Annotated in this window: 21 protein-coding genes; 11 read left to right on the plus strand and 10 right to left on the minus strand. The window is 65.9% G+C overall.

Annotation, left to right across the window (positions count from 1 at the left end):
* Positions 1-564: 564 nt before the first annotated feature.
* The 6 genes from AC0N04_RS08150 to AC0N04_RS08175 all read right to left on the minus strand — a co-directional run bounded on the left by AC0N04_RS08150 (position 565) and on the right by AC0N04_RS08175 (position 5,179).
* Positions 565-2,109 carry a ThiF family adenylyltransferase gene (locus AC0N04_RS08150; protein WP_474280351.1) on the minus strand — a complete coding sequence of 515 codons (1,545 nt, stop codon included), beginning with the start codon at positions 2,107-2,109 and terminating at the stop codon, positions 565-567.
* Complete coding sequence (locus AC0N04_RS08155; RefSeq protein ID WP_474280353.1) at positions 2,106-2,618, minus strand: MPN domain-containing protein; 513 nt, start codon at positions 2,616-2,618, stop codon at positions 2,106-2,108. The genes AC0N04_RS08150 and AC0N04_RS08155 overlap by 4 nt, the downstream gene beginning before the upstream one ends.
* Positions 2,615-3,055 (minus strand): hypothetical protein, encoded by a 441-nt coding sequence (locus tag AC0N04_RS08160; protein WP_474280355.1) that lies wholly within the window; start codon positions 3,053-3,055, stop codon positions 2,615-2,617. The genes AC0N04_RS08155 and AC0N04_RS08160 overlap by 4 nt, the downstream gene beginning before the upstream one ends.
* Before the next feature lie 4 nt (positions 3,056-3,059).
* Complete coding sequence (locus AC0N04_RS08165; RefSeq protein WP_474280357.1) at positions 3,060-3,374, minus strand: hypothetical protein; 315 nt, start codon at positions 3,372-3,374, stop codon at positions 3,060-3,062.
* Between the two features lie 247 nt (positions 3,375-3,621).
* On the minus strand, positions 3,622-4,857 hold the full coding sequence (locus AC0N04_RS08170) for an ImmA/IrrE family metallo-endopeptidase (protein WP_474280359.1): 1,236 nt from the start codon (positions 4,855-4,857) through the stop codon (positions 3,622-3,624).
* 19 nt (positions 4,858-4,876) lie between these two features.
* A complete protein-coding gene (locus AC0N04_RS08175) occupies positions 4,877-5,179 on the minus strand; it encodes a type II toxin-antitoxin system HigB family toxin (RefSeq protein WP_474280361.1) in 303 nt (100 codons plus the stop codon).
* 278 nt (positions 5,180-5,457) lie between these two features.
* Between AC0N04_RS08175 and AC0N04_RS08180 the strand changes: the two genes are divergently transcribed.
* Positions 5,458-6,615: a hypothetical protein gene (locus AC0N04_RS08180; protein ID WP_474280363.1), complete on the plus strand. Its 1,158-nt coding sequence runs from the start codon at positions 5,458-5,460 to the stop codon at positions 6,613-6,615.
* Positions 6,616-6,822: 207 nt separating this feature from the next.
* On the plus strand, positions 6,823-7,959 hold the full coding sequence (locus AC0N04_RS08185; RefSeq protein ID WP_474280365.1) for a metallophosphoesterase family protein: 1,137 nt from the start codon (positions 6,823-6,825) through the stop codon (positions 7,957-7,959).
* 10 nt (positions 7,960-7,969) lie between these two features.
* Here the strand turns inward: AC0N04_RS08185 and AC0N04_RS08190 are convergent, their stop codons facing one another.
* Together AC0N04_RS08190 and AC0N04_RS08195 are read right to left on the minus strand one after the other, a co-directional pair.
* On the minus strand, positions 7,970-9,499 hold the full coding sequence (locus tag AC0N04_RS08190) for a sigma-70 family RNA polymerase sigma factor (protein WP_474280367.1): 1,530 nt from the start codon (positions 9,497-9,499) through the stop codon (positions 7,970-7,972).
* Positions 9,500-9,892: 393 nt separating this feature from the next.
* Positions 9,893-10,951 carry a GSU2403 family nucleotidyltransferase fold protein gene (locus tag AC0N04_RS08195; protein WP_474280369.1) on the minus strand — a complete coding sequence of 353 codons (1,059 nt, stop codon included), beginning with the start codon at positions 10,949-10,951 and terminating at the stop codon, positions 9,893-9,895.
* Positions 10,952-11,806: 855 nt separating this feature from the next.
* Here AC0N04_RS08195 and AC0N04_RS08200 point away from each other — a divergent pair.
* From AC0N04_RS08200 to AC0N04_RS08210, 3 genes are all read left to right on the plus strand, one after another.
* Positions 11,807-12,820 carry an ATP-binding protein gene (locus AC0N04_RS08200; protein WP_474280371.1) on the plus strand — a complete coding sequence of 338 codons (1,014 nt, stop codon included), beginning with the start codon at positions 11,807-11,809 and terminating at the stop codon, positions 12,818-12,820.
* A gap of 80 nt (positions 12,821-12,900) precedes the next feature.
* Positions 12,901-13,209, plus strand: a complete 309-nt coding sequence (locus AC0N04_RS08205; RefSeq protein WP_474280373.1) for an STAS-like domain-containing protein — start codon at positions 12,901-12,903, stop codon at positions 13,207-13,209.
* Between the two features lie 545 nt (positions 13,210-13,754).
* On the plus strand, positions 13,755-14,195 hold the full coding sequence (locus AC0N04_RS08210) for a DUF3761 domain-containing protein (RefSeq protein ID WP_474280375.1): 441 nt from the start codon (positions 13,755-13,757) through the stop codon (positions 14,193-14,195).
* 12 nt (positions 14,196-14,207) lie between these two features.
* On the opposite strand, the gene AC0N04_RS08215 is transcribed toward AC0N04_RS08210, so the two are convergent.
* Positions 14,208-15,899, minus strand: a complete 1,692-nt coding sequence (locus AC0N04_RS08215; protein ID WP_474280377.1) for an isovaleryl-CoA dehydrogenase — start codon at positions 15,897-15,899, stop codon at positions 14,208-14,210.
* 367 nt (positions 15,900-16,266) lie between these two features.
* Between AC0N04_RS08215 and AC0N04_RS08220 the strand changes: the two genes are divergently transcribed.
* The 4 genes from AC0N04_RS08220 (at position 16,267) to AC0N04_RS08235 (ending at position 20,159) form a co-directional block, all read left to right on the plus strand.
* Entirely contained in the window at positions 16,267-18,129 is a 1,863-nt protein-coding gene (locus tag AC0N04_RS08220) for a phosphoenolpyruvate carboxykinase (GTP) (protein ID WP_474280379.1), read from the plus strand.
* A 110-nt stretch (positions 18,130-18,239) separates the two neighbouring features.
* A complete protein-coding gene (locus tag AC0N04_RS08225) occupies positions 18,240-18,839 on the plus strand; it encodes a nitroreductase family protein (RefSeq protein ID WP_474280381.1) in 600 nt (199 codons plus the stop codon).
* A gap of 43 nt (positions 18,840-18,882) precedes the next feature.
* Entirely contained in the window at positions 18,883-19,659 is a 777-nt protein-coding gene (locus AC0N04_RS08230; RefSeq protein ID WP_474280383.1) for a metallophosphoesterase, read from the plus strand.
* A gap of 77 nt (positions 19,660-19,736) precedes the next feature.
* Positions 19,737-20,159, plus strand: a complete 423-nt coding sequence (locus AC0N04_RS08235; protein WP_474280385.1) for a universal stress protein — start codon at positions 19,737-19,739, stop codon at positions 20,157-20,159.
* 26 nt (positions 20,160-20,185) lie between these two features.
* On the opposite strand, the gene AC0N04_RS08240 is transcribed toward AC0N04_RS08235, so the two are convergent.
* Positions 20,186-20,398 (minus strand): hypothetical protein, encoded by a 213-nt coding sequence (locus AC0N04_RS08240; protein ID WP_474280387.1) that lies wholly within the window; start codon positions 20,396-20,398, stop codon positions 20,186-20,188.
* Positions 20,399-20,770: 372 nt separating this feature from the next.
* Between AC0N04_RS08240 and AC0N04_RS08245 the strand changes: the two genes are divergently transcribed.
* Positions 20,771-22,087, plus strand: a complete 1,317-nt coding sequence (locus tag AC0N04_RS08245; RefSeq protein ID WP_474280389.1) for a D-amino acid dehydrogenase — start codon at positions 20,771-20,773, stop codon at positions 22,085-22,087.
* 154 nt (positions 22,088-22,241) lie between these two features.
* A complete protein-coding gene (locus tag AC0N04_RS08250) occupies positions 22,242-23,519 on the plus strand; it encodes an Hsp70 family protein (protein ID WP_474280528.1) in 1,278 nt (425 codons plus the stop codon).

Raw genomic sequence — 23,519 nt, forward strand, 5'->3', positions numbered from 1 at the left:
TTGTGGTGTGCGAATCCTTCCCGAGCTTGCCCGGCGCCGCCAGCGATTCCGATTACGTAATGCCCGAGGCGCGCCGAGCTTTGCAGGCCGCTTCCGAATCTCGCTAGACGCTGCAGGTACCGCGCGTTGCGGCGCCGTTCAAAGCGAGGACACATACAGATGGGAAGACCCGGCATCACCGATGTCGACGTGGTGCGCGCCTACGTGGCGCTGCTCAAGCAGGGCCGCGTGCCAGGACCGCAGAACTTGCGACTCGAGCTGTCGAGGGGCAGTTTCTCGACGATTGCCAAACACGTGAACCGACTCGCCTTGCGTCACGTCGACTTGCGACCGCCGCAGCAAAGGCGGTCGCGAGAGTCTCAGAGCAACCAAACAGGAGGATGGGACGGCGTCTGACAGCATGCGACTTCGCACGCAGCCAGCGCCCGAGCGTTTGTAAAGCTACACAACTTGTTCAGCGACCCCGGTAGTTGCCGGGGTCGTACTTCAACCTGAACCCTTCGCGCGACACCCCTTGGACAGGCCACGGGGGCGGGCAATCTAGGGCTCGCAGGTGGCCCGTCCTCATGCACGCGGGTGCTGAGCTTGCCTCGTTCGGCGCGCTGACGCGACCTTGTCGATGAGTGGCCGAAGCGCGACACACTCGCATCCTGGGTCGGCACGTGTCAGCACACCAAGAGACGCCTCCGGTCCCTTGAAGATGCTCTCCATCTGAAAGCGTTGGATGAACTCCGCGTCTGGGTGGAGCAGCGCCTTCAGCGCTTGTGCCATCACGAGTGCCGCCGACGCGGTGGCCACGAACGGTACCGAAGGATTGAAATCCTGCGCAATCGTCAGGCCTAGCGACCGCGACTGGGCCTCGCTGATGGTTGCGCAGACCGTCTTGCCCTGCGCCAGCAGTTCGCTTAGCCACGCGCGCTTGGACTCTTCCGCGTCCGAGACGTCCTGCTCGGTCAGCGGCCGGCCGAGGTCCGAGTTAAGCGATGCGATGCTGAGGCCGGTTGCTCTCGCTTGGAGCTCGTGCTCGTCACGAGCTGGTAGTCGGAACGAGCATCGCATGCAGGCACCATGCGCGCGGTCCAGCCGATGTGTGACGACTGCCGCACCGACGGCATTGATGCCTCCGTCGACGAGGACAGAGGGCCATAGCAATTGAGCGTCGTGTCGGGCACCAACGTCGTCCAAGCCGTTGAGCACCAACTCGACGGCCATCGCGCGCACATGCTCCCCAGAGCGCGCGTCCGCCACGAAGGCCTGCTCTCCGGTACAGCGAAGGCCGTCAGGACGGCTTAACCAAGCCGCCAGGCATTCGGCCTTGGGATTCAAGAGCCAGGACAAGTCGTCGAGCACGACGCAGGTACCCAGGTTCTCGCGTCCGTAGTTCTGCATGTCGACGATGTGCAGGCGGCCTTGAAGCGACAGCTGCGAAAGGACCAAGGCGATGCCGTTGCCGATGGCTCCAGCACCCACCAACACGGTGTCCGGCAGCGAGATGGACGCAGGAAGCGGCGGGCCGAGACCCGCTGGCGACGTGCTCAGCTCGAACAACGAAAACTGCGTTGCATCGAGCAGCGGCGCCGTCTCGCGTGGGATTCGATACACGCGCTTGAAAACCTCTGTGACGCCGAGAGAGGCCGCCATTAGCGCCGCCAGCGGATTGCTCTGGTCGCTGTCTGAGGGCAGTGGCGTCGGCCCGGAGGTAACCCGGGCCACCCACCCGTTCGAGTTGATGGAGGTCGAGGGCAGACTCGAATCGACCGACGAACCGATATTCAGAATCGCGACGGCCGACTCCAGCGCGATGGGCACACCATCTGCAACGACGGTCACCGCACCCTTGGTCCAGACACGCGCTGCAAGCTCCCGGACCTCGGCTTCGAAGGTGCCGAGTCCGCTTGGCAGTACGACGGTCAATGGCCCGACGATGCGCGACAGAAGGCGCACGCTGTCGAGCAAACACCAACGCCCGTTTTGCGTGGCAAGTGTCTGGCCGTCTCCGGTCACGATGACTAGCTGCGAGAAGATGACTGCTTCGTCGAGCAGTGCGCTTCCCAGGCCCTCGGCGACGCCCAGGGGTCGACTTGCGGCGATGTCTCGGCTTGAGGTCATGCGGGTACCTCCAACTTGACCAGCTTCACCGACGCAGCATCGCGCTCGATGCGCCGTGCGACTTCCGCAGCACCGAGCCGACGGTAGCTTCCTCCATCGAAGACATGGACGCCGCACTCCTCAAGACCGGCTACCGCGCTCTGCGCGTAGTGAGGGCAGACAACCGAGAGGTAGTCCTGGCATCGGACGCCGTACTTTCGGTCGACCTGGGAGAGGTCCACGAAGCGGCCTGGATGCGAGTGAATCTGTCCGACGAGATAGGCGCCTAGCTCCTCGGCCAGGTCGGTCAGGCGCGACATGGCATTCCAGGACAGCCGCAGTTGCAGTGGCGCCGCGCGGAAGCCCGCGCCATGCACGGCCACCACATGCGTGACGCGCGCCTGCGCGCCTTCCGCGGCTCCGAGCCAAAGCGCGAGCCCTTCATTGCCGATGCGACCATTTGGGCGCATCACTTCGACCGACACATCAAGCAGGTCGGCCGGCAGAGTCCAAGATAGTTCTTGCATCACGGGCCCCTCCCTTCAAATGAGTTGTCCAGCGACGACTGGACGTTGAGCAGCGCGAACTGCACGGGCGCCTCGACCTTTGGAAAGGCGTTGGCCGCGGAGTGCGCCCACTCGCCATGCAGGCCGTGCCCCTCGGCTGTCCACGGTAGGCAGGCGTCTAGGCTGCCGGGCCGGAAACCGAAGCACTTCGGCCACGCCGCAGGGCTGTTGTCGGCGCCAGTCTTCATGTCGATGAACTTCAGCGACGCTGCCTTCAACAGGTCAGTCCATCGCAGCCTGGCCTTGAAAAGCTCCTCGGGCTTGCTCAGCGGGTGCATGACCGCGAAGACCCCGAGCGGGACGGACTTGTCCCGCTCGAGGCTCCAACGACATGCCTCAGGCAACGCGAGGACCTCTTCAAGCTGTTGCTCAAACAGAGCAAGCTCGAAGTCGGTGGCCATGGCGTTACCCCTGGATGAACTGCTCGAGGAGCTTCAGTTCCAGTTCGTGCTTGCCATGCGCCAGAGCGCCGAGGGTCTCGGACAGGTTGCTCTGGATGACGCCGTGGGCGGAAAACGCGTACTCCTTGCGTCCTCCGTCCACCGGACCTTCGACCAAGCCGAAGTAGGTCAGCACCACCGGCTTGAGCTCCCCCAGCGTTTCGGTCAGGGGTGCCTTCGGGTCGATGTAGGACCTCGCCGAGGCCAAGTAGCGCACGCGCAGCACGAGCGTGTGCAGATGATGGGCGACGTCGTCGCCCGCAGACTGAATGGGTTGCATATGAACCTCTCAATGATGAAAAAACACAGGGCTGGCTGCCGGGCCAGCACGGGCGTGCCTTGACATCGCAGAGGTCGCTGCAGACAATCGCTCCCGCCTACCAAGCAAGGATGAACTGTCCAGGCAGCGAATCCTCAGCGGTCGAGTGCCCCCGGGTATTCGGCCGCTTCCTACTTCTGGGGCATAGAACTCCTTTCGTGTGAATGCCGACACCGCACCGCACAGACGTGCCAGGTGTTCTTGAGCTTCATGCCAGTTCTTCCTCGAAGTACTGACGCACCGACCCCGCGTCGCTGACCACTCCGGAGAGCAGCCGCCAATTGCCGGTCTCCCAACGCAGGCGACCGGCCACGATGGCGGGGTGAATGCCGGCGTCGCGCGCCAGCTCCAGCGCGTCATCGAGCGCGTAGGTGGTCCTGACCTTGGCCTTCGCCCACAGCTTGGCCGGAATCAACGCCTCCTGAGCGCCGTCGTCCGCTTCGTCTTCCTCGGTCTGCCCCTTGCGGGTGTTGTCTTCGAGGTTGTCGGCGATGAACAGGTGCCCTGCCTTCAGGTGCCGGGCGACGTGCAGAAGCTCGTGCAGAAGCGCGAACCAGTAGTTGTCCAAGCGGCCATGCCGCAGCGTCAGCGCCACGATGGGCTGTTCACCGTCCAGCATCGCGGCGCCATCGAGGTAGGTCTTCTTGAAGTGTTTCTCAAACACGAGGCAGATGCCGTGCTTGCTGAGGTACTCCTTGGCCAGCCGCGGACCGCCGTCGAAGGAAGAAAGCTTGGCCAGGTCGCGCAGCCACGCGCTGGTGATGCTGCCGACCTTGTACGACGCGCGTGGTGGCGACTTCCGGGCCTTGCTGACCACCAATGCCCGCCAGATGAGCAGCGCGTATTCGTCCATTGTGCGAGACCCGCTCTGGTGCAGCGGCGCCCGCAGAAGCGCACGCGATGACGATGCGCCGCAGACCGAGCGAAGCAGCGGCGCCACGAGCTCTTCGGCGTTCTCTCGCAGCTTTGCCAGGCCGTACTGCGCCCCGGGAAAGCAGCCGCGCTCGGCCATCTCCACGAGCGGGAACTTCGTGTAGTCGTAGTCCGGCAAATCATCCCCCCCGTCGTCGTCCAGGTCGCCGTCGCCTATCAACGAGGCCGCCGGTATGCCCAGACCCTTGTGTAAGCGCCGCATCATCGCCACCGTGAGTTGCCGTCGCCCGGCCAGGACGTCGGAAACGCGAGATGGCGACCCGATGTAGGGCACCAAGTCCTTCTTGGTGAGCCCCCGCTGCGCCAGCCGGAAGGTGATGGCTTCGATGGGCTGCACCGGCGTCGGTTTGGCGTGCTTGGACTCGTAGGCGCCGACGACCAGGCGGAGCAGCTCGAACTCGTTCTCCTGCTCCGACCCCTTCTTGAAGTCGACGTCCATCAGGGCAGCGAGACGCGCGAGTGCTGCTCGGTATTCTGCGTCGCTCTTGATGATGCGCACTTGTGATGTCATGGAGTTGCCTTTGGTGGGTCTACTTCTTCGACGTGCGGGTCGCAGCCCTTGCGGGCTGGCCATCGACCCACGCGTCCTCGACGAGGACGATGCCCCTGTCGTAGTTCACTTTCGTGGCCAGCAGGTACACGCCGAGGTGCACGTCGAACATCACGCGCTTGCCGTCCGGGGTGATTTGCGCGGAACGGTAGTGCTCTTGCACCTGCTGCATGCCGTTCCAGGATGCTTCCTTGACCTCCATCATCCAGGCAGCAACCGGGCCTCGGCACACCGGGTGCGCCGAGGTGAGGTTCTGGACGACGATGAGGCCGAGGAGCTGCATGATGGTTCTCTACTAGGGATACTCTACCAGAAAACCAAAATGGAGAATGAACGATTCTCGGTGTGACGCGCAGTCTGGGGAAGTTTGGCCGTCGCATAAGGTCAGCAAGGGACCGGCTTCATGGGCGCCCAGTGCGCCGCGGCTGGAAGGGCGCGCAGCCGACGCGGCCTTAGGCTGGCCGCGAGAGCGTCAGCGCCCTGGACCCCCTGCGCCCAGCGGCCGACCCCGTCATGCCACACGTTCGCGCTACCGTTTGTCGGTCAAGAGCGAGCGCCGACATGAGCACGAGAACCATCGACTTTGAGCGAGCAAGGCTTCACGAACAGGTTTGGGCACAGCCGCTCACCCAACTGGCGCAGCTGTACGGCGTCGCCGCCGCGGATGTGAAGCGAGCTGCACAAACACTCGCCGTACCGCTGCCGCCGTCAGGCCACTGGACCAAGGTCGAGCTTGGTAAGGTTGTGCCGGCGCCGCCGCTGCCTGAGTTTGATGGCGAGACGACGTACCAGCTGACGAAATGGGTGAATGTCGAGGCCGAGGAGGTGTCCCGACGGCTTGAGGCAGCCAAAGCAACCCCACAACCCCCGATGCCGCCTTTGCCAAAGATGCGCACGGCCCTCGCCGATTGCCTGCCCATCATCAAAAGAATGGCTGCAAGGCTGAAGAAGAGCCACGTCGACACGCGCGACTGGCCCGCCATTGGCGGCATGGGCCACTTCGAGGTGAGCGTCGCGCCTCAGAATCAGGAGCGCGCTCTGCTGACGATGGACCGCATCATTCGCCATTGTCAGGCGGCGGGACTGACCTTCACGTCCGATGAGTCTGCGCGCGAGCCCGCAACCTTCGTGGTCAGCGGCGTCGCATTCACGATGCGCATCTTCGAATCCGGCCGCCGCGAGGAGCGGGAGTTGACCGCACGGGAGAAGGCCGAAACCAAGGCGAACCCGAACGGGTATCACTACCGGCCTGACCGTTGGACCTTTCACCCGACCATCGAGCTTCGTCTTGAAGTCCGCAGTCCTGGGTATCGCCGCGTGGAGTTCGTGGTGCAGGACGGCTCAGACGCACCCCTGGCCGACCGCATCGCGGATGTGCCCGCGAGGCTGCGGGAGCATGCGCTGAAGGAAAGACTGCTGCAGGAGGTTCGTGCAGAGGAACGCAGGCGCAATGAAGAGCGCCGCAGCGCACATGCCCGAAAGGTCGATGCGAAGCGGGAGCAACTGGAGCGCTTGAAGCACTTCGAAGAGGCTGCGTCGCGGCTCGAACGTGCGGCACGCCTGCGTTCGCTGGCCCTGGCGATGGAGTCAAGCGGCGAGTTCACAGACGCACAGGGCGCGGAGCAGGTCCATTGGATACGCAACGCGGCGGACTGGCTGGACCCCATCATCAACAAGCATTGGCCGGTCGTCGACGATGTCGACGACCACTGCTACTGAGCATTCGACTGCACCTGGAGACCGCGGAAGACAGGCAGAGACTCATCCGCTAGAACGCGCGCGCTGTTACCTCCGAATGGCTGTCGAATTGCTGCATCTCGAAGGGTGACGGGCAGTCCTTGAGGGGCCGAGTCTTCGTCGTCCACTTCATTTGGATTGATGACACTGGGGTTTGACGCTCGGTGGCTCAGTGGAGGTTTTCGGACGATGAGCGTAGAGTTGCTCCTGAAAGGCGCAACGCGTGCGGCATGTGCCTTCGAAGGGGAGGCCAAGATGCCCAATGGCGTACCGGGTGACTGGACGCGGCTCGCGACGTTCGTCCACGTCTCAGACTTGCACATCGGCGAGGTAGACCCCAACAAGGGAGATGCGCCAGTTAGTGCCGTTGCCGCGCGCGCCTACGCCCTACCATATCCGTTCCCGTTTGATGGGCTTCTTGGCCATCATGCCGTAGCGCTTGAGGCGCTCGAGACTTTCTGTATTGGTCTGAAGGACAGCGGCGAGGAATTCCGTCTGATTGTCACCGGCGACGTGACGCGCAACGGCGCTGTCGTCAATTTCACGAACGCAAGTGACTTTCTCGAGCGCTCGTTGGACCTCAGCCCATCGACACCTGGACTGCGAACTGCCGGTTTGTCGCTAGCCCAGATAGACCTCATCATTCCAGGCAACCATGACCATTGGGCAGGGCAGTACGTCGCTTGGAATGCCGGGCCGACAAACTACGGTGGGTTTGCACATCGAGTGCCGCACATTCACCCGAGCATTCCCTTGGCGAACGGACGTCGCATCCGGTTTGTAGGCATCGACAGCGATGGGGATGTCCCACCGGCATCGTTCGACCGTCAGATGGCCCTGGGGAAGTTTGAAAGCCAGCTCACAGACCCTGCGGCGCGCTTTGGCCCATCCGACCCGCAGGAAATAAGAATGATGCTAGTACACCATTCGTGGCTTCAAGCTGGAGCGTTCTTGTGGATGCGTAGCGGCTCCAAGTCAGAGCTCGGGAGATATCTCGAACGACATGACGTTCAGGCCATACTTACGGGACATTCGCACGAGCCCTGTTTGGACCATTTTCACGCCGGCCTCGGAGGAAGTCTGCGAACGGAACTCCGCGCCGGCAGTGCGACCATCCTCGATGGCATACCGAAGAACTGGTACCGAGTGTTCGGGCTGCAGGCGATACCGACCAAGAGGCTCCCCCCGAACTCGTTGCTTGTCCACCGCGTCTACGATGACCGGGCCGGCGCCACCCATTGGCACGCTCAAGTCTATGAGCGGACTGAAATCGGCGGGTTTGTGAAGTCGTCCCACGCGAGAGACAACATCACATTCCGGGTGTGAGCTACGGGCCTCAGTGCGGTTCAGGGGCGGACCAACGTGCCATCAGGGCGGCCGGCTCAGGGTTCCATATACGCGCGTCCTTGACAAAGCATGCGCGCTTGGAGTCCAGCTGATAGCCTCCCACGAGGTACGGGCGCTGCAAGGCGGCGTCATGCACCCACCGCACCATCGCAGGGGCGTCCTCGCTTTCCAGATGCTTGGTCCCGGCGACCTGCACGTCTAGCGCCAGCTGTGGAATTGGGACGCACCTTGCGTCTGCCAGTTCAAGCGCTAGTCCCGAAGGCGCGTCGCGCAGCGTTTCCCAACGTGCGAGCAGCGTAGGCGTGCGACGCGCCTTGTCAAAGAGCGTCTGAAACGCCCTCGTCGCTCCAAAGAACATCATGGGTGTCAAGCCGAGCCTGGCCAGTGTCGTCCCAACCTCGTCAGCCGCTCTGACGGAATCATCCTGGGAGAGAAAGTCCACCACGTTGGCTGGCGTTCGACGGCGCTCGCCGAAGTAGTGGTCCCAAGCGCTCAGGTGAGGCGAGTCTCGAACAAGTCTGGCAAAAGCCACACCAATTTGCTCGGCCTCACGCGTTCGCAACTCCGCCATCGCTTGCCCAAGCGGGCTCGATGCCTCCTCGGCTCCATCCGCTCCGGCCAAAGCGGCGTACACCTCTGCGACCCAGTTCTCCATTTCCGCCGTCGGCTCTTGCGCCCCCGGAAACGGAAGGTCCTCGTTCGATTGCTTGAGGGCTTCGATGATTTGGGTGGCGTTGGCTCGAACGCGTGCGAGCTGCTCCTGGTCGCCTATCGCAAGCAAGGCCTGCAGAAGGATGGCAAGGTATTCATTCATGACGGTACTCCCTTCAAGTGCGGACCTACTGCGCGTGCGCAAGACGCTCATCAAATGCTCAACGAATTTCGTTTTCGCTGCGTCCACTTCTTCGAGGCTTACCCGAAGATGCTCGGCAGTGCTCCGTCGAGAACGGTTCTCCTGCCACAAGCAGACCGCTACGCGCGCTTCCAGATTGGAAGCCGCTGGCAATTTCCCGAAGCTCACGGCCAAACGGGCCATCGCGTTGCTTAGCGCTTCGCGAGCGGCATAGCGCGTCACTGACAATTGCTGGGCGAGGTGACGCTCACCCGGCTCGTCTGCGCTTACAAATGCCGTCAGCGCTTGGCGTTCAAGCGAGGGCAGCGCGTTCATCGCCCGCTGCAGCATCTCCACAAGTTGCCGATGCTCCGCCAACCCTTCCGGTGCCTGTTCGACGGCAGGAACGTGCGCAGCGACGTCCAAGTCCACCAAGCGGTGCCTCCACCCTTGAAGTGCGACGATGCGCCGCCTGGCGAACTTGTAGAAAGCCGAGCAGACATACGTCTTGAACGGACTCTTCCTTACGTCGTAGCGCTCAAGCAATCCCGACCAAGCGTCGACGTAGAAGTCGTGGATGAGGTCCTGGCCTTCGTCGGGGGGCGCGACATAGCCGTGCCGCGCCAACGCTCCCAGCACACCCCAGAGCATGCGCTGGTGCGTTACAAAGTGGGTGGCTTCGGTCACGTTGGTCGTCCTTGAACATGTCTAGCTGCGAGTGGGCAGGAATTTCCCGCGCGCAGACCTACATTGCACTCTCGACCTCCGAATGGTCGACTGGCCGGGGTAATCCCAGGTCGGCGAGCGGGAATCGTGACATTGTGCGCAGAATCTTCGTGGCCCCCTTTCGGGGTCGACGACCAGCATCCTCGACGCCAGCCGCGCCCCGCCGGTTGCCCCCAGGGGTGCGAAAGCCGGGGTGCCGGGGACCGCCGGCTGGAATCCTGGAGCGCAACTAGAAACGCAGGCGTCCGCTCGCGTCAACGGTTCGAGCTGAGGTGAGATGAGGACCTGAGGAGGCCACACGGCTCGTTCACCGACCGCGGCAATCGCCGGGGTCGTCTTCAGGCCAGGGTTCGCTCAGCGTTGCCGCTTGGCGGCCAACGCCTGCTCCACCTCGTCCATCGCTTCAGGGTGTGGCGCCAGCAGGCTGCGAAGGGACGGCAGGCGCTGACGAGCGGCGTCGAGCACCTCCTTCGGCGCCGCCGCTGCAGTGGCCGCAAGCCCCAGGTTGTCGCGTTCCACCAGCACGGCCAGTAGTGTGGCGGCCTGCCGCAGGTCCTTCTCCGCCTTGGCCGTGTCATTGGCGCGGCGGGTGCTCGAGTACAGCTTGTGCCAGGCCAGGCGCTCGGGCGCCGGCGCGTTGACCGGCACGCAGTGTCCGCCGGCCAGCGTTGCCGCACGGCGCGGTGATGCCAGCAGGTAGTCGAAGTGCGGGATGGCCTGCGCGTGCCAGTCCAGCTCAGGCACTGGAACTACCGTTCCCAGCTCAGCCCCGCAGGTGAGGATGTCGACGCGCAGGCCTTCTTTGCCGGCCCGCTTGACCGAGGTCGACGGCGCGGCCGCGGAGATGCCCGGGATGGCGAAGAAGCCCAGCCTGGTGGCGGCCACGGCCTCCAGGAACGGGGTGGGCGCCGCCAGCTTGAGCTTCTGTCGCCTGGCCAGGTCGATGTCCTGGGTACGGGAGGCGAGCGCCTTCACCCCGAACTCGTTGAGCCAGGACATGAAGGCGAGCGTTCCGACCATCACGAGGCCGGCGGTGAACAGCTCGCGGTTGTGCAGCTCGACCAAGACGCGCGCGGCGTCCTTGTCGGCGACCTGCATGCCAAGCTGGCGAAGGTTGCGCACCTGCTCCTGGCTCCATTCGGCCGCTTCGATGCGCCGGCGCATCGCCTCGTACGTCTCGACGTCGTTTTCCCTGCAGACGAAGTCCTCGACTTGCGGCGTGCCGGGCGCGTCGTAGTGGCGCCGGTACCAGTACGAGCCGAACCCCGGTCGTTCGCGCAACGCCAAGGACCCGGGCGTGCCGGGCAGCAGGTGGCGCTCGGTTCGAGCACGCTCCACCAGCTCGGCGTACAGGGTGCTGACCGGCCCCTCGAAGGGCACATACAGAGGGCGGTCGGCGGCAGCGCGGGGCATGTCGAATTGTACCTTAAGTTGTATTTTTGAGGTACAAGAAGCCGGCACCCAAGAGATGCCGGAGTCAGCTAGCAACCAATGTCCTCAGCCCACGACAGCTCGGCGTTAGAGAGCTTGCACATGGGGCCACTGCGAAGCGGGCTGGAACGCCACCCGAGCGCCACCGGCAGCATGACCCCACCACATCGTTGAGGAGCTGTTGCTACACTTCCTACAGGTGTGAGCGCCGGGTGCCGGAGCGTATAAGAAGTTCTGGCGCTGTTCTGGCAATCGCATCAGGATTCGAGTGCGGACGGCTGCGTTTAACTGCGGTTTGATGCGGACTAAGTGCTTGATTTTGTTGATTGTTGCGTCTGGAATCTGTAACAGCGCGCACGCGGATTTCGATTGAAAATCCGCGTGTCGGTGGTTCGATTCCGCCCCAGGCCACCAATAAAATCAACAACTTAGCCCAACCCGCAAAGTTGGGCTTTGTTGTTTCTGGATCTCATACCTGCGCTGTGCCGCCCGCAGCCCCGTGATTTGCACCTGATCAGCAGCTGCCCACCACTCATGCGGCAGCGCCGACGCGCCTGGCAGGGGCCGGGCCGCTGCGAATTTCGGCAGGGGGCCCCTGGACCGATTCAGAGGGGGACGGCTAGACCCCACACACCCTTGCGCTGCTCGCGTTCTGGCCCGAGGTCTTAACTCAGCACCATTGCGCGCGGTAGCGGAGCGATTTGGGGAAATCGTGAACCCGATTCGGCCCAGCAGGCTAGATCCCCACGCCTTCGGGCATTGCAGCAGCGAACGGGACACCGGCGATTGGCCCTTTGTCTAGCTGTTAGTCCCGGTGGGTGAAGTACATTGTTCCCAATGCTCGCGACAAATGTCACCGAACCTCTCACTATCAGGCTTCCTAAGATCTTTGGGGCCCGGAACCTTGATGGCGTATTCAGTGTGTGCGAGAAGGTTCGACAGGCGCCCCACGCCGTGACACTGGACGGTTCGGAAACCGAGTTTTTCGACCCCTTGGGTATTGCGGTTCTTGGGGCACTGCTGGAGCCAATGGCTGCAACCCGAGGGATCCGGCTGGAATGGCTTTCGACTGACGTCGGTAGCTATCTTGACCGGATGGAGGTCCTCAAGAGGTGTGGCATTCAAGGCGTGGAGTCGACGTGCCTCAATCGCAATGACCTCAGCGACTCATTGGTTGAGCTCACCAGGGTGTCCCATGAGCGCGAGGTCGACGACGCCGCAGCTCGGCTATCGACTGCGGTTGCAGGGAAGCTCACGTTTGAGGATCCGAATGGGGCTATAGACGAGGCTACTGGCCAGAATCGGTTTGAGACCTTCCGACATCCAATTCGCTACGCACTGTCCGAGCTTCTACTCAACGCGCTGAGTCACGCCAAGAGGGAAGGCCGGTCAGATGCTGCCGTATGGGTTGCCGCCCAGTTCTACCAAGGGCGAGGGGAGGTGCAACTTGCCGTAGTTGACAATGGTTGCGGGTTCCTTGCCACTCTGAAGGACTCACCGAAGCTCCAGACGAAGACGCACTTGGCCGCCATCCCGACTGCATTGGAGCCCTTTGTGAGTTGCAACCCTGACAGGGGGCTGCCCGGGGGCACTTCCAACCGTGGGGTGGGCCTAACCACCACCTATCGGATCGCCAAAGCTACGAGAGGTGGGTTGGTTATCGTTTCGGGCAATGCCGCTGCGATAGCTGAGAACTACGTCAGGGCATTTCTTCTCGGGGCGGGGGCCCACTGGGGTGGTGTGGCGATCCTGATGAAGTGCCGTAGGGCTCTTTTGCCCGCAGTGAACATCCCGCAACTGCTGCCACCAATCGATGACGCACCAAAGATCAGCGTGAATTTCGACCCCTAATCCGGGAATCCCCACCATCGCAAGATTGTGCTATCTGATGGTATTCTTTGGACGTAAGCACACTTCAGCGAGTACCAGCCATGTCTACCCAGCTGATCAACCTCATGCAAGAGTCTCCGACGCGGATGATGGGGATGCGCCAAAGCGCCCTTCCCATCCGGGAGCAGATTGAGTCTGCCATCGGAAGAGGAGCGCGAGTCGCCATCGACTTCACTGGGGTCGAGGCTACTCAGTCGTTCGTTGACGAGTTGGTCGGTGTGCTTGTCGAGGCACAGGGCCCCTCCGTACTCGAACACATCACGTTCAAGGGCTGCTCGGACACAGTGAAGGGCATCGTTCAATTTGTGGTGTCTGACCGTGCCGCAGATTTCCTGAAGCGCACCCACTGAGGCCCCGCCCTCTCAACAGAAAGCCCGCACCAGCGGGCTTTTTTGTTTGGTGTCCTTGCACAAGCCGATGCGCCGCCGCCGCGTCTCGCCACAGACCTAGACGAGGTTGCCAGCTCGCGGTAGGCTGGGCCGCTGAGAGGATCGCCTGTCTAGGTAGCCACGTACGCAGTGCGGCTTGATGGCCACGATCAGCATGGCGCCAAATGCCGAGCGAAGGTTGTTCAATTCCTTCAGGTTGTCGCGCTGCGTGCTGGCTGCCTAGCCGGGGATGACCGGAGAAGGCCTGCATAAGGCCCAGGGCTATTTCTACTCCCCGCCGGTGGAGGTGGATGTCATGCAACGCCTGATCGAGTCCGGCCACGTGCCCCAGGCCGCTTGAGCGCGGCGCACGGCGCGTGGCGGACACCCAACGGCCGGCGGCATTCGTGGCGGCGCGCTTCGCCATCGCACACGGTGTGCCTGGCACGGCGTGCCATGATCGCCAGGCCCGGCTCCGTCCTGTGGCGCGCGGGCGCCGATGGTCCCACTTCCGTATGGAGTTCCCGATGAAACGTTCGTCTCTGTCCCTCGTGCTCGTTGCCGGCCTGTTCGCGTCGGCCCTGGCCACCGCTCAGACCCCTGCCGCTGCCCCTGCCGGTTCGACCGGGCTGTGCAAGGACGGCACCTACAGCACCGACGCCGCGAAGAAAGGCGCCTGCCGGGGCCACAAGGGAGTGAAGACCTGGTTTGCCGCCGCGGCCGCCGCGACGCCGGCTCCGGCTGCAGCGCCGACCCCGGCGGCGCCGGCACCCAAGGCCGTGGCGCCGGCCGCCGCGCCCGTGGCCGGCGGCGGCGCGGGCCAGGTCTGGGTCAACACCTCGACCAAGATCTACCACTGCCCCGGCACCAAGTACTATGGCAAGACCAAGCAGGGTGCGTACATGACCGAGTCGGCCGCCAAGGCGGCAGGCGATCGGCCCGACCACGGCAAGGCCTGCGCGTCCTGAGTCCGGCGCGGGTCAGCAGCGCGGGGTCGCCCGTTCGATGAGGGCCGCGCAATCGACGCCGGTCGGCAGCGTGCCGTAATGGCGCTGCCCTTCGGTCGCCAGGCGCGAGCGGCAAAAGGCGTCGGCGACGATGGCCGGCGCGTGCTGCAGCAGCAGGGCCGCCTGCAGCGCCAGCGCCATCCGGTCGACCAGGTCCCGCGCGCGGTACTCGATCGCCGCGGGATCCGCCAGATCCCTTTTCAAGGCCTCGGTCCAGCGATCCAGCGGCCGGCTGCCGCCCCGGGCCCGGGCCACTTCGTCGAAGAAGGCGTCGGCCACCGCGGGTGTCTTGCGCAGCGCGCGCAGCACGTCCAGGCACTGCACGTTGCCGCTGCCTTCCCAGATCGCGTTCACCGGCGACTCGCGAAACAGCCGCGGGAACGGGCCGTCCTCCATCACGCCGCTGCCGCCGATGCATTCCATCGCCTCGTAGGCGTGCTGCGGGGTGCGCTTGCAGATCCAGTACTTGCCGACCGGCGTGGCCAGGCGCGCCAGCAGGTCTTCGTGCGCGTCGTCGCGGTGGTCCAGGGCGCGGGCGACGCGCATCGCCAGCGTCAGCGCCGCTTCGCTCTCCAGCGCCAGATCGGCCAGCACGTTCTGCATCAGCGGCTGGCGGTTCAGCACCTGGCCGAAGGCGGAACGGATCGCGCAGTGGTGCAGGGCCTGTGACACGGCCGCGCGCTGGCCGGCGGACGAGCCGATCATGCAGTCGAAGCGCGTCATCGCCACCATCTCGATGATGGTGCGCACGCCGTGGCCGGGTTCGCCCACCATCCAGGCCAGCGCGCCGCGCAATTCGGTCTCGCTGGACGCGTTCGAGACATTGCCCATCTTGCGCTTGAGCCGCAGCAACTGCAGCGGGTTCTTGGTGCCGTCCGGCCGCCAGCGCGGCAGCAGGAAGCACGACAAACCCGGCGCCGTCTGCGCCAGCACCAGGAAGGCGTCGCACATCGGCGCCGAGACGAAGTACTTGTGGCCGACCAGTTCATAGGCTTCGCCCGGCCCTTCGGCGCCGAGCGGCACGGCGCGGGTGGTGTTGGCCCGCACGTCCGAGCCGCCCTGCTTCTCGGTCATCGCCATGCCGATGGTGAGCCCCTGCTTCGCCGCGTCGGGCAGGTTGCGCGGGTCATAGGTACGGGCCGTGATCTTCGGCTCCCAGAGCGCGGCCAGGGCCGGGGTGGTGCGCAGCGTCGGCATGGCCGCGAACGTCATCGTGATCGGGCAACCATGGCCGGCCTCGACCTGGCTGTGCAGGTAGCAGTGCGCCGCACGGGCCACGTGCGCGCCGGGTCGCGGATCGGTCCAGGGTGAGGCGTGCAGGCCGTGGTCGATCGACGTCTTCATCAGGGCGTGGTAGGCCGGGTGAAAGCGCACCAGGTCGACCCGGTTGCCGAAGCGGTCATGGGTGTCCAGCTCAGGCGGGTATCGGTTGGCCAGCGCTCCCAGTTCGAGATAGTCGGCCCGTCCGATGTGCTCGCCGAAGCGGGCCAATTCGGCGTCGGCCCAGCCGGCGCCTTCGCGACGCACCGCCTGCTGCAGCGCGGCGTCCTGCGTGTAGAGGTTGTAGTCGGCCAATTCACGCGACACGTTCAGCACCTCGTGCGTGTCGGCAAGAACGCGGTCGCCTTGCGATGGGGATGCTGCGGCGCGGGAGGTGGAGTTCATGGGAACAGGCTCCAAGGGGGTGGTGTCGAGCGTAGTCCAGCGCCGCACGGGCGCCGATCCCGACTCACCCTCCCCCGGCGGGGCGGCCGTCGCGTCGCCGATGCAGGCGCCCCCGGCATGCCTTTATTCTGGATTTGCATAGTCCGCCGAGGAGGCGGGGTTACCACGCGGTTACACTGAAATCGAGAGTGCTGGCCCGTTGGGGACAGGAATCGGCGCGGTTTTTACGGAAGTCCGGTGTAACCGGTCGGGGCTTCCGGTCGGGCCGGTTGACGTTCGCGGCATTGGGCGAGCCCCGTGGCAGCGCGGTGTCGTGCTGGTGCGGGGTTCGCCCAATTTCGTCTTTGTTTCGATGATTGGAGTCCCCATGAACCGCCCCGCCTCGGAAGGTGTCCGCGTGAACGCGCCCGCCTATGTCAAAAATGCCCGTTTGATCGAATGGGTCGGCCAGATCGCCGCGCTCACCGAAGCGCGGGATGTCTACTGGTGCGACGGCTCGCAGGCCGAGTACGACCGCCTGTGCCAGCAACTGGTCGAGGCCGGCACCTTCAAGAAGCTCAACCCGGCCAAGCGGCCCGGCAGCTACCTGGCGTGTTCGGATCCGTCGGACGTGGCCCGCGTCGAAGACCGCACCTTCATCTGCAGCGAGAAGAAGGAAGACGCCGGCCCGACCAACAACTGGATGGCGCCGGCCGAGATGCGCACGCTGCTGCAGACCGGCGACCAGGCCTTGTTCAAGGGCTGCATGAAGGGCCGCACGCTGTACGTGGTGCCGTTCTCGATGGGTCCGCTGGGCTCGCCGATCGCCCACATCGGCGTCGAACTGTCCGATTCGGCCTACGTCGCGGTCAACATGCGCATCATGACCCGCATGGGCAAGGCCGTGATCGATCTGCTGGGCAGCGACGGCAGCTTCGTGCCCTGCGTGCACACCGTGGGCGCGCCGCTGCAGCCTGGCCAACAGGACGTGACTTGGCCCTGCAACACCACCAAGTACATCGTGCACTACCCCGAGACCCGCGAGATCTGGTCCTACGGCTCGGGCTACGGCGGCAACGCGCTGCTGGGCAAGAAATGCTTCGCGCTGCGCATCGCCTCCACCATGGGGCGTGACCAGGGCTGGCTGGCCGAACACATGCTGATCCTGGGCGTCACCTCGCCGGCCGGCAAGAAGTACCACGTCGCGGCCGCGTTCCCCAGCGCCTGTGGCAAGACCAATTTCGCGATGCTGATCCCACCCACCGCGCTGAACGGCTGGAAGGTCACCACCATCGGCGACGACATCGCCTGGATCAAGCCGCATGCCGACGGCCGCCTCTACGCGATCAACCCCGAGGCGGGCTACTTCGGCGTCGCCCCGGGCACCAACGAGCAGACCAACCCGAACTGCATGGCCAGCCTGCACAAGGACGTGATCTTCACCAATGTCGCGCTGACCGACGACGGCGACGTCTGGTGGGAAGGCATGGGCCCGGCGCCCGAGCACGCGATCGACTGGCAAGGCAAGGACTGGACGCCGGCGATCGCCAAGGAAACCGGCGCCAAGGCCGCCCACCCGAACTCGCGCTTCACGGTGGCCGCCACCAACAATCCGGCGCTGGATCCGGCCTGGGACGATGCGTCCGGCGTGGCGATCGACGCCTTCATCTTCGGCGGCCGCCGCTCCACCACCGTGCCGCTGGTGACCGAGGCGCGCAACTGGCAGGAAGGCGTCTACATGGCCGCCACCATGGGTTCCGAGACCACGGCGGCGGCGGTCGGCCAGCAAGGCGTGGTGCGGCGCGACCCGTTCGCGATGCTGCCCTTCACCGGCTACAACATGAGCGACTACTTCCAGCACTGGCTGGACATGGAGAAAAAGCTCGAAGCCAGTGGCCGCACGCTGCCCAGGATCTACTGCGTCAACTGGTTCCGCAAGGGTGCCGACGGCAAGTTCGTGTGGCCGGGCTACGGCGACAACATGCGCGTGCTGAAGTGGATGATCGACCGCCTCGAAGGCCAGGCCGGCGGCGAAGAGCACTTCTTCGGCATCAGCCCGCGCTACGAAGACCTGGAGTGGAACGGCCTGGCCTTCGGCCGCGAGCAGTTCGACAGCATCATCGACGCGTCGCCCACGGCCTGGGCCGAGGAGTTGAAGCTGCACGACGCCTTGTTCGCGCAGCTGGCCTACCACCTGCCCGAGCAGCTCAAGGCCACCCGGGCCACCCTCAGCGCACGGGTGGCCGCCTGAGGTCCGCCGCGCGGTGCGTCCCGGTGGACGCGCTGCGCGGCAGGTTCGGCAAAGCGGGGCCGGCGAACGGATAATCCGCGCCGTCACCACTTCCCGCCGAGATTGCCGCCATGACGTCGCCCCGCACCTCCGACCACGCCATTCACCCGATGTTCCTGGAGCGCTGGTCGCCGCGCGCGATGACCGGCGAGGCGATCGCCGAGAGCACCCTGTCGGCCTTCTTCGAGGCGGCGCGCTGGGCGCCTTCGGCGTCGAACATCCAGCCCTGGCGTTTCCTGTACGGCCGTACCGGCACGCCGGCCTTCCAGGCGATCTTCGACGGTCTGGTGCCGTTCAACCAGGGCTGGGCTGCCAAGGCCTCGGCGCTGGTGGTGGTGCTGTCGAAGAAGAGCTCGGTGCCGCCGGGCAAGACCGAGGCCAACCCCAACCCCTGGCATTCCTTCGACGCCGGTGCGGCCTGGATGAGCCTGGCGCTGCAGGTCCACCACGCCGGCTGGTCCGCCCACGGCATGGGCGGCTTCGACGGGGCCAAGCTTCGCGAGCGGCTGAACGTGCCGGCGGACGTCGCGATCGAGGCGGTGGTCGCGATCGGCAAGCGCGGCGACAAGGCCGGCCTGCCCGACGCCCTGCAGGCGCGCGAGATGCCCAGCGAGCGCCTGCCGCTGAGCCAGGTGGTGGCCGAAGGCGCCTGGCGTTTCGACGGCGTTTGAGCGCAGCGCCCGGCCGCGGCGCGCATCTGCGATCATCGACAGGATGCGGATTCAACTCCTGTCCGACCTGCATCTGGAAACCGAGCCCTTTGAGCCGGTGGCCGCGCCCGAGGCCGAGGTGCTGGTGCTGGCCGGCGACATCGACGCCACCTGGGCCGGGCTGGAGCGCTTCGCGCGCTGGCCGGTGCCGGTGCTGATGGTGGCCGGCAACCACGAGTTCGATGGCCGCGACATCGCCGAGGCCTGGGCCGGCCTGCACGCGCGCTGCGCCGCGCTGGGCATCACGTTGCTGGAGCGCTCCGAGGCGCTGCTGCAAGGCGACGATGGCCGCCGGGTGCGCTTTCTCGGCACGGTGCGCTGGAGCGACTTCGACCTGTTCGGCGCTGCCCAGCGCGAGCGCGCGATGCGCGCCGGTGCGTACTTCGTCAACGTGCAGCGCAGCCGCCAGCGCGGGCAGCCGTTCGATGCCGCGGCGGTGCGCGAGGAGGCCCTGGCCTGCCGGGCCTGGCTGGAACAGGCGCTGAGCCAACCGGCGCAGGGCCGCTGGGACGCCTGCGTGGCCGTCACCCACTTCGCGCCCAGCCTGCGCAGCGTCGACCCGCGCTATGGCCAGCAACCGGGGTCGGCCAGTTTCTGCAATGCCGACGACGACCTGTTGCCGCGGGCCGACCTGTGGCTGCACGGCCATCTGCATTGCCGGCACGATTACCGCGTGGCTCGGCCGGGCCGGGCCGACGCGCGGGTGATCTGCCAGGCGCGCGGGCTGGTCAAGAAAGGCGAGGCCGAGGGCTTCGATGCGCTGCGCGTGCTGACCGTCTGAGCCCCCGGTGCGGCGTCTCCGGCGCCACGGCCCCGCATGCGACACTGGCGGCCCGGCCCTTGAGCAGGAGACTCACCATGAAGATTCTCGTCGCCGCTGACGGTAGTGCCTACACCCGTCGCATGCTGGCGTATCTGGCGGCCCATGACGAGTGGCTGGGGCCGCAGCACCAGTACACGGTGGTGTATGCGGTGATGGCGGTGCCCGCACGCGCCGCGGCCATGCTGAGCAAGGAGCAGCTCAAGGCGTTCTACGACGACGAGGCCGAGAAGGTCTTCAAGCCGATCCGCAGCTTCTTCAAGAAGCAGGGGCTGTCGGCGGTGTTCGTCACCAAGGTCGGGCCGGCCGCCGAGGCCATCGCCGCCCAGGCCGCCAAGGACCACCCGGACCTGCTGGTGATGGGCTCGCATGGCCACGGAACGCTGGGCAATCTGGTGATGGGCTCGGTGGTCACCAAGGTGCTCGCCCACTGCCAGACGCCGCTGCTGCTGGTGCGCTGACCGGGTCGAGTCGGGCGTCCCCGACTTCAGTGGCCGCGGCGCCAGCTCAGCCAGGCCGGACGTGCGGCCGGTGCGGCACGGGCCGCTTCGGTGCCGGCCGGTCGCGGCGCAGGCGCTTGGTCCAGCGAGTACTCCAGGCCGATGGCCGTGCCCATGTCGGCGGCGTCGTCGACGCGGCGTCGCGTCGCCGAGGACGTCATCCATCGACGCAGGCGGCTGGCGAGAAGCGGCAAGGGCATGGCGGTCTCCGGTGCGTTGGGCCCGAGTGTCGGCCTCGCGACGGGGCGCCATGCACGGATGAAGGGCGCTTCCCGGCCCCATTTCCACGCCGGCCCGCGAGTCCGGACGGAACGCCGTTTGCTTCGGTCGTCCGGTCGAACACGATTCCGGCGAGGTCCGCATGCGATTCAGTCCCGCGCAATGGGTGCTCTGGCTCATGCTGGCCATGGCGGTGATCAGCGCGCTCAGCCTGGTTTGGTTTTAATATCATGAAAACTAATGATTGGTGATTTCAATTAATTCATCTTCATTGCGAGCTGCCTTTTGTCGAGAATCCGCCCACCGTGCTGCAGCCTCCTGCTGCGGCCGCAGGCGCAAGACGTGAGGCAAGCATGACGAAACGAGTGGTGGTTCTGGGCGGCGGCATCATTGGCATCAGCACCGCCTGGTATCTGGCCGAGCAAGGTCACGAGGTGACGGTGGTGGATCGCCAACCCGACGCGGCGCTGGAGACCAGCTTCGCCAACGGCGCGCAGATCTCGGTCAGCTTCTGCGAGCCCTGGGCCAATGCCGGCGCGCCGTTGAAGGTCGCCAAGTGGCTGCTGCGGGACGACTCGCCGCTGCTGTTCCGCCCGCGGCTCGATCCGTACCAATGGCGCTGGGGCGCCAAGTTCCTGACCCAGTGCAGCGACGCGGCGTTTGCGCGCAACGTCAGGCAGCTGGTGGCGCTGGGCGCCTACAGCCACGCCTCGCTCAAGCAACTGGTGGCCGACACCGGCATCGAATACAACCGCCTGGAGCGCGGCATCCTGCATTTCTTCTCGTCGGCGGCCGACTTCGAGTCCGGTGCCCAGGCCGCCGAACTGATGCGCCAGGTCGGCGTCGATCGCCGGGTGCTGGGCCGCGACGAGGTGCTGAAGGTCGAGCCGGCGCTGGCCGCCTTCGGTCCGCACATCCACGGGGGCACCTTCACGCCCAGCGACGAATCGGGCGACGCCCGCGTCTTCACCCAGCAACTGGCCCGCCGATGTGCTGAACGCGGCGTGCATTTCCTGTGGGAGCACGACGTCCTCGGTTTCGAGCGGGCCGGCGGCGAACTCAGCTCGGTGCGCTTGCGCGAGCAGCGCAGCGGCCGCGCCGTCGCGCTGCAGGCCGACCAGTACGTGGCCGCGATGGGTTCGTTCACCGCGCCGCTGCTGCGTCCGCTGGGCGTCGATCTGGACATCTATCCGGCCAAGGGCTACTCGGCCACGCTCAAGCTGAAGCGGCCGCAGGACGCCAGCGTCGTCAGCCTGCTGGACGACACGCGCAAGATCGCGATCTCGCGCCTGGGCGACGAGATCCGCATCGCCGGCACCGCCGAGATGGCCGGCTACGACGCCAGCCTCGACGGCGCGACCGCGCAGCGCCGCTGTGCCGCCCTGGTGCGCCGCTATGAGGAGCTGTTCCCCGGCGTCGCCGACACCAGCGAGCCGAACTACTGGAGCGGCCTGCGCCCCAGCACGCCCAACAACGTGCCCTACATCGGCCGCAGCAAGATCGCCAACCTGTGGCTCAACGCCGGCCACGGCACGCTGGGGTGGACCCATGGCGCCGGCTCGGGCCGCGCGCTGGCCGAGCTGATCTCCGGCCAGCAGCCCCAGCTCGACTTCGCGTTCTGCGGCACGGCGCGGCCGGCACGGCCGCCGCAGGTCGTCGTGCCGGCCTGAGCGCGGGTCGAGTCCGCGCCGGCCGCGAGCGCCGGCATCGGGCGTGCGCGGACGTGGCCGCTGGCGTGCCGGCCCGGCGGGTGACGCGTGCCACAATCGCGCCCCTTTCGCTTCTGCGCCGGCGCCGCCGCCGCGCCGCTTCATGCCCGCCGCCCTGCCTTTTTGCGCGATCGATTTCGGCACCTCGAACTCGGCGATCGCCTTGCCCGACGGGCCGGGCCGGGTGCGGCTGGTCGAGGTCGAGCCGGGCCAGCGCACCATGCCCACGTCGGTTTTCTACACGATGGAAGGCCAGGCGCGCCATGCCGCGCCGCGCTGCCTGTATGGCCGTGCCGCGCTGGCGGCCTACGTGGAAGGGCTGGAAGGCCGGCTGATGCGCTCGATGAAGAGCGTGCTCGGCTCCTCGCTGGTCGAGCAGGGCACCGATGTCGGCGGCGGCCACTCGGTGAAGTTTCTCGATGTCATCGCAGGCTATCTGCGCCACCTGAAATCGCTCGCCGAAGCCCAGGCCGGCGCACCGCTGCGCCGCGTGGTGCTGGGGCGGCCGGTGTTCTTCGTCGACGACGACCCCGAGCGCGACGCCCAGGCGCAGGCGGCGCTGGAGGCGGCGGCCCGGCAGGTCGGGTTCGACCAGGTCAGCTTCCAGTACGAGCCGATCGCCGCCGCGCTCGACTATGAGTCCGGCACCGACCACGAACAGCTGGTGCTGGTGGCCGACATCGGCGGCGGCACCTCGGACTTTTCGGTGGTGCGCGTCGGCCCGGCGCGACGCGAGCGGCTGGACCGTGCCGACGACCTGCTGGCCAGCCATGGCGTGCACGTGGCCGGAACCGATTTCGATCGCCACGTCGAGCTGGCGGCCATCCTGCCGCTGGCGGGCTTTCGGGCGCGCGGCCCGGCGCCGGCCGAACGCGAGGTGCCCAGCAAGGTCTATTTCGACCTCGCCACCTGGCACCTGATCAACACCGTCTACACGCCGCAGCGGGTGATGGAATTGCGCGGCATGAAGAGCTTCTACGCCGACCCGCAGTTCCATGCCCGGCTGATGACCATCGTCGACGACCATCTGGGCCACGCGCTGATGGCCGAAGCCGAGGCGGCCAAGATCGCCGTCGCCGAGGGGCGCGAGGCCCACATCGACCTGTACGCCGTCGAGCGCGATCTGGTCGCGCTGCTGGGAGAGGCCCAGGCGATGGACGCGATCGAGGCCGATCTGGAGCGCATCGTTCAGGCCGGTGTCGAGACCGTGCGCCTGGCCGGCGTGGCGCCCGAGCGCATCGAGGCCGTCTACCTCACCGGCGGATCGACCGGGCTGGCACCGTTGGCGACGCGGATCGCTGCACCGTTCCGCCAGGCCCGCACGGTACGCGGCGACCGTCTTGCCAGCGTCGCCCAGGGCCTGGGCCTGCACGCGCAGCGGGTGTTCCGCTGA

The organism is Ideonella sp. sgz306126, assembly GCF_056032705.1.

What these genes read in the sequence shown, in the direction of transcription:
- AC0N04_RS08185 (WP_474280365.1), top strand. Translation starts at nt 6,823, where the DNA reads ATGAGCGTAGAGTTGCTCCTGAAAGGCGCAACGCGTGCGGCATGTGCC.
- AC0N04_RS08245 (WP_474280389.1), top strand. Translation starts at nt 20,771, where the DNA reads ATGACGAAACGAGTGGTGGTTCTGGGCGGCGGCATCATTGGCATCAGC.
- AC0N04_RS08215 (WP_474280377.1), bottom strand. Translation starts at nt 15,899, where the DNA reads ATGAACTCCACCTCCCGCGCCGCAGCATCCCCATCGCAAGGCGACCGC.
- AC0N04_RS08195 (WP_474280369.1), bottom strand. Translation starts at nt 10,951, where the DNA reads ATGCCCCGCGCTGCCGCCGACCGCCCTCTGTATGTGCCCTTCGAGGGG.
- AC0N04_RS08210 (WP_474280375.1), top strand. Translation starts at nt 13,755, where the DNA reads ATGAAACGTTCGTCTCTGTCCCTCGTGCTCGTTGCCGGCCTGTTCGCG.
- AC0N04_RS08205 (WP_474280373.1), top strand. Translation starts at nt 12,901, where the DNA reads ATGTCTACCCAGCTGATCAACCTCATGCAAGAGTCTCCGACGCGGATG.
- AC0N04_RS08225 (WP_474280381.1), top strand. Translation starts at nt 18,240, where the DNA reads ATGACGTCGCCCCGCACCTCCGACCACGCCATTCACCCGATGTTCCTG.
- AC0N04_RS08180 (WP_474280363.1), top strand. Translation starts at nt 5,458, where the DNA reads ATGAGCACGAGAACCATCGACTTTGAGCGAGCAAGGCTTCACGAACAG.
- AC0N04_RS08165 (WP_474280357.1), bottom strand. Translation starts at nt 3,374, where the DNA reads ATGCAACCCATTCAGTCTGCGGGCGACGACGTCGCCCATCATCTGCAC.
- AC0N04_RS08150 (WP_474280351.1), bottom strand. Translation starts at nt 2,109, where the DNA reads ATGACCTCAAGCCGAGACATCGCCGCAAGTCGACCCCTGGGCGTCGCC.
- AC0N04_RS08220 (WP_474280379.1), top strand. Translation starts at nt 16,267, where the DNA reads ATGAACCGCCCCGCCTCGGAAGGTGTCCGCGTGAACGCGCCCGCCTAT.
- AC0N04_RS08235 (WP_474280385.1), top strand. Translation starts at nt 19,737, where the DNA reads ATGAAGATTCTCGTCGCCGCTGACGGTAGTGCCTACACCCGTCGCATG.
- AC0N04_RS08170 (WP_474280359.1), bottom strand. Translation starts at nt 4,857, where the DNA reads ATGACATCACAAGTGCGCATCATCAAGAGCGACGCAGAATACCGAGCA.
- AC0N04_RS08240 (WP_474280387.1), bottom strand. Translation starts at nt 20,398, where the DNA reads ATGCCCTTGCCGCTTCTCGCCAGCCGCCTGCGTCGATGGATGACGTCC.
- AC0N04_RS08160 (WP_474280355.1), bottom strand. Translation starts at nt 3,055, where the DNA reads ATGGCCACCGACTTCGAGCTTGCTCTGTTTGAGCAACAGCTTGAAGAG.
- AC0N04_RS08175 (WP_474280361.1), bottom strand. Translation starts at nt 5,179, where the DNA reads ATGCAGCTCCTCGGCCTCATCGTCGTCCAGAACCTCACCTCGGCGCAC.
- AC0N04_RS08230 (WP_474280383.1), top strand. Translation starts at nt 18,883, where the DNA reads ATGCGGATTCAACTCCTGTCCGACCTGCATCTGGAAACCGAGCCCTTT.
- AC0N04_RS08200 (WP_474280371.1), top strand. Translation starts at nt 11,807, where the DNA reads ATGCTCGCGACAAATGTCACCGAACCTCTCACTATCAGGCTTCCTAAG.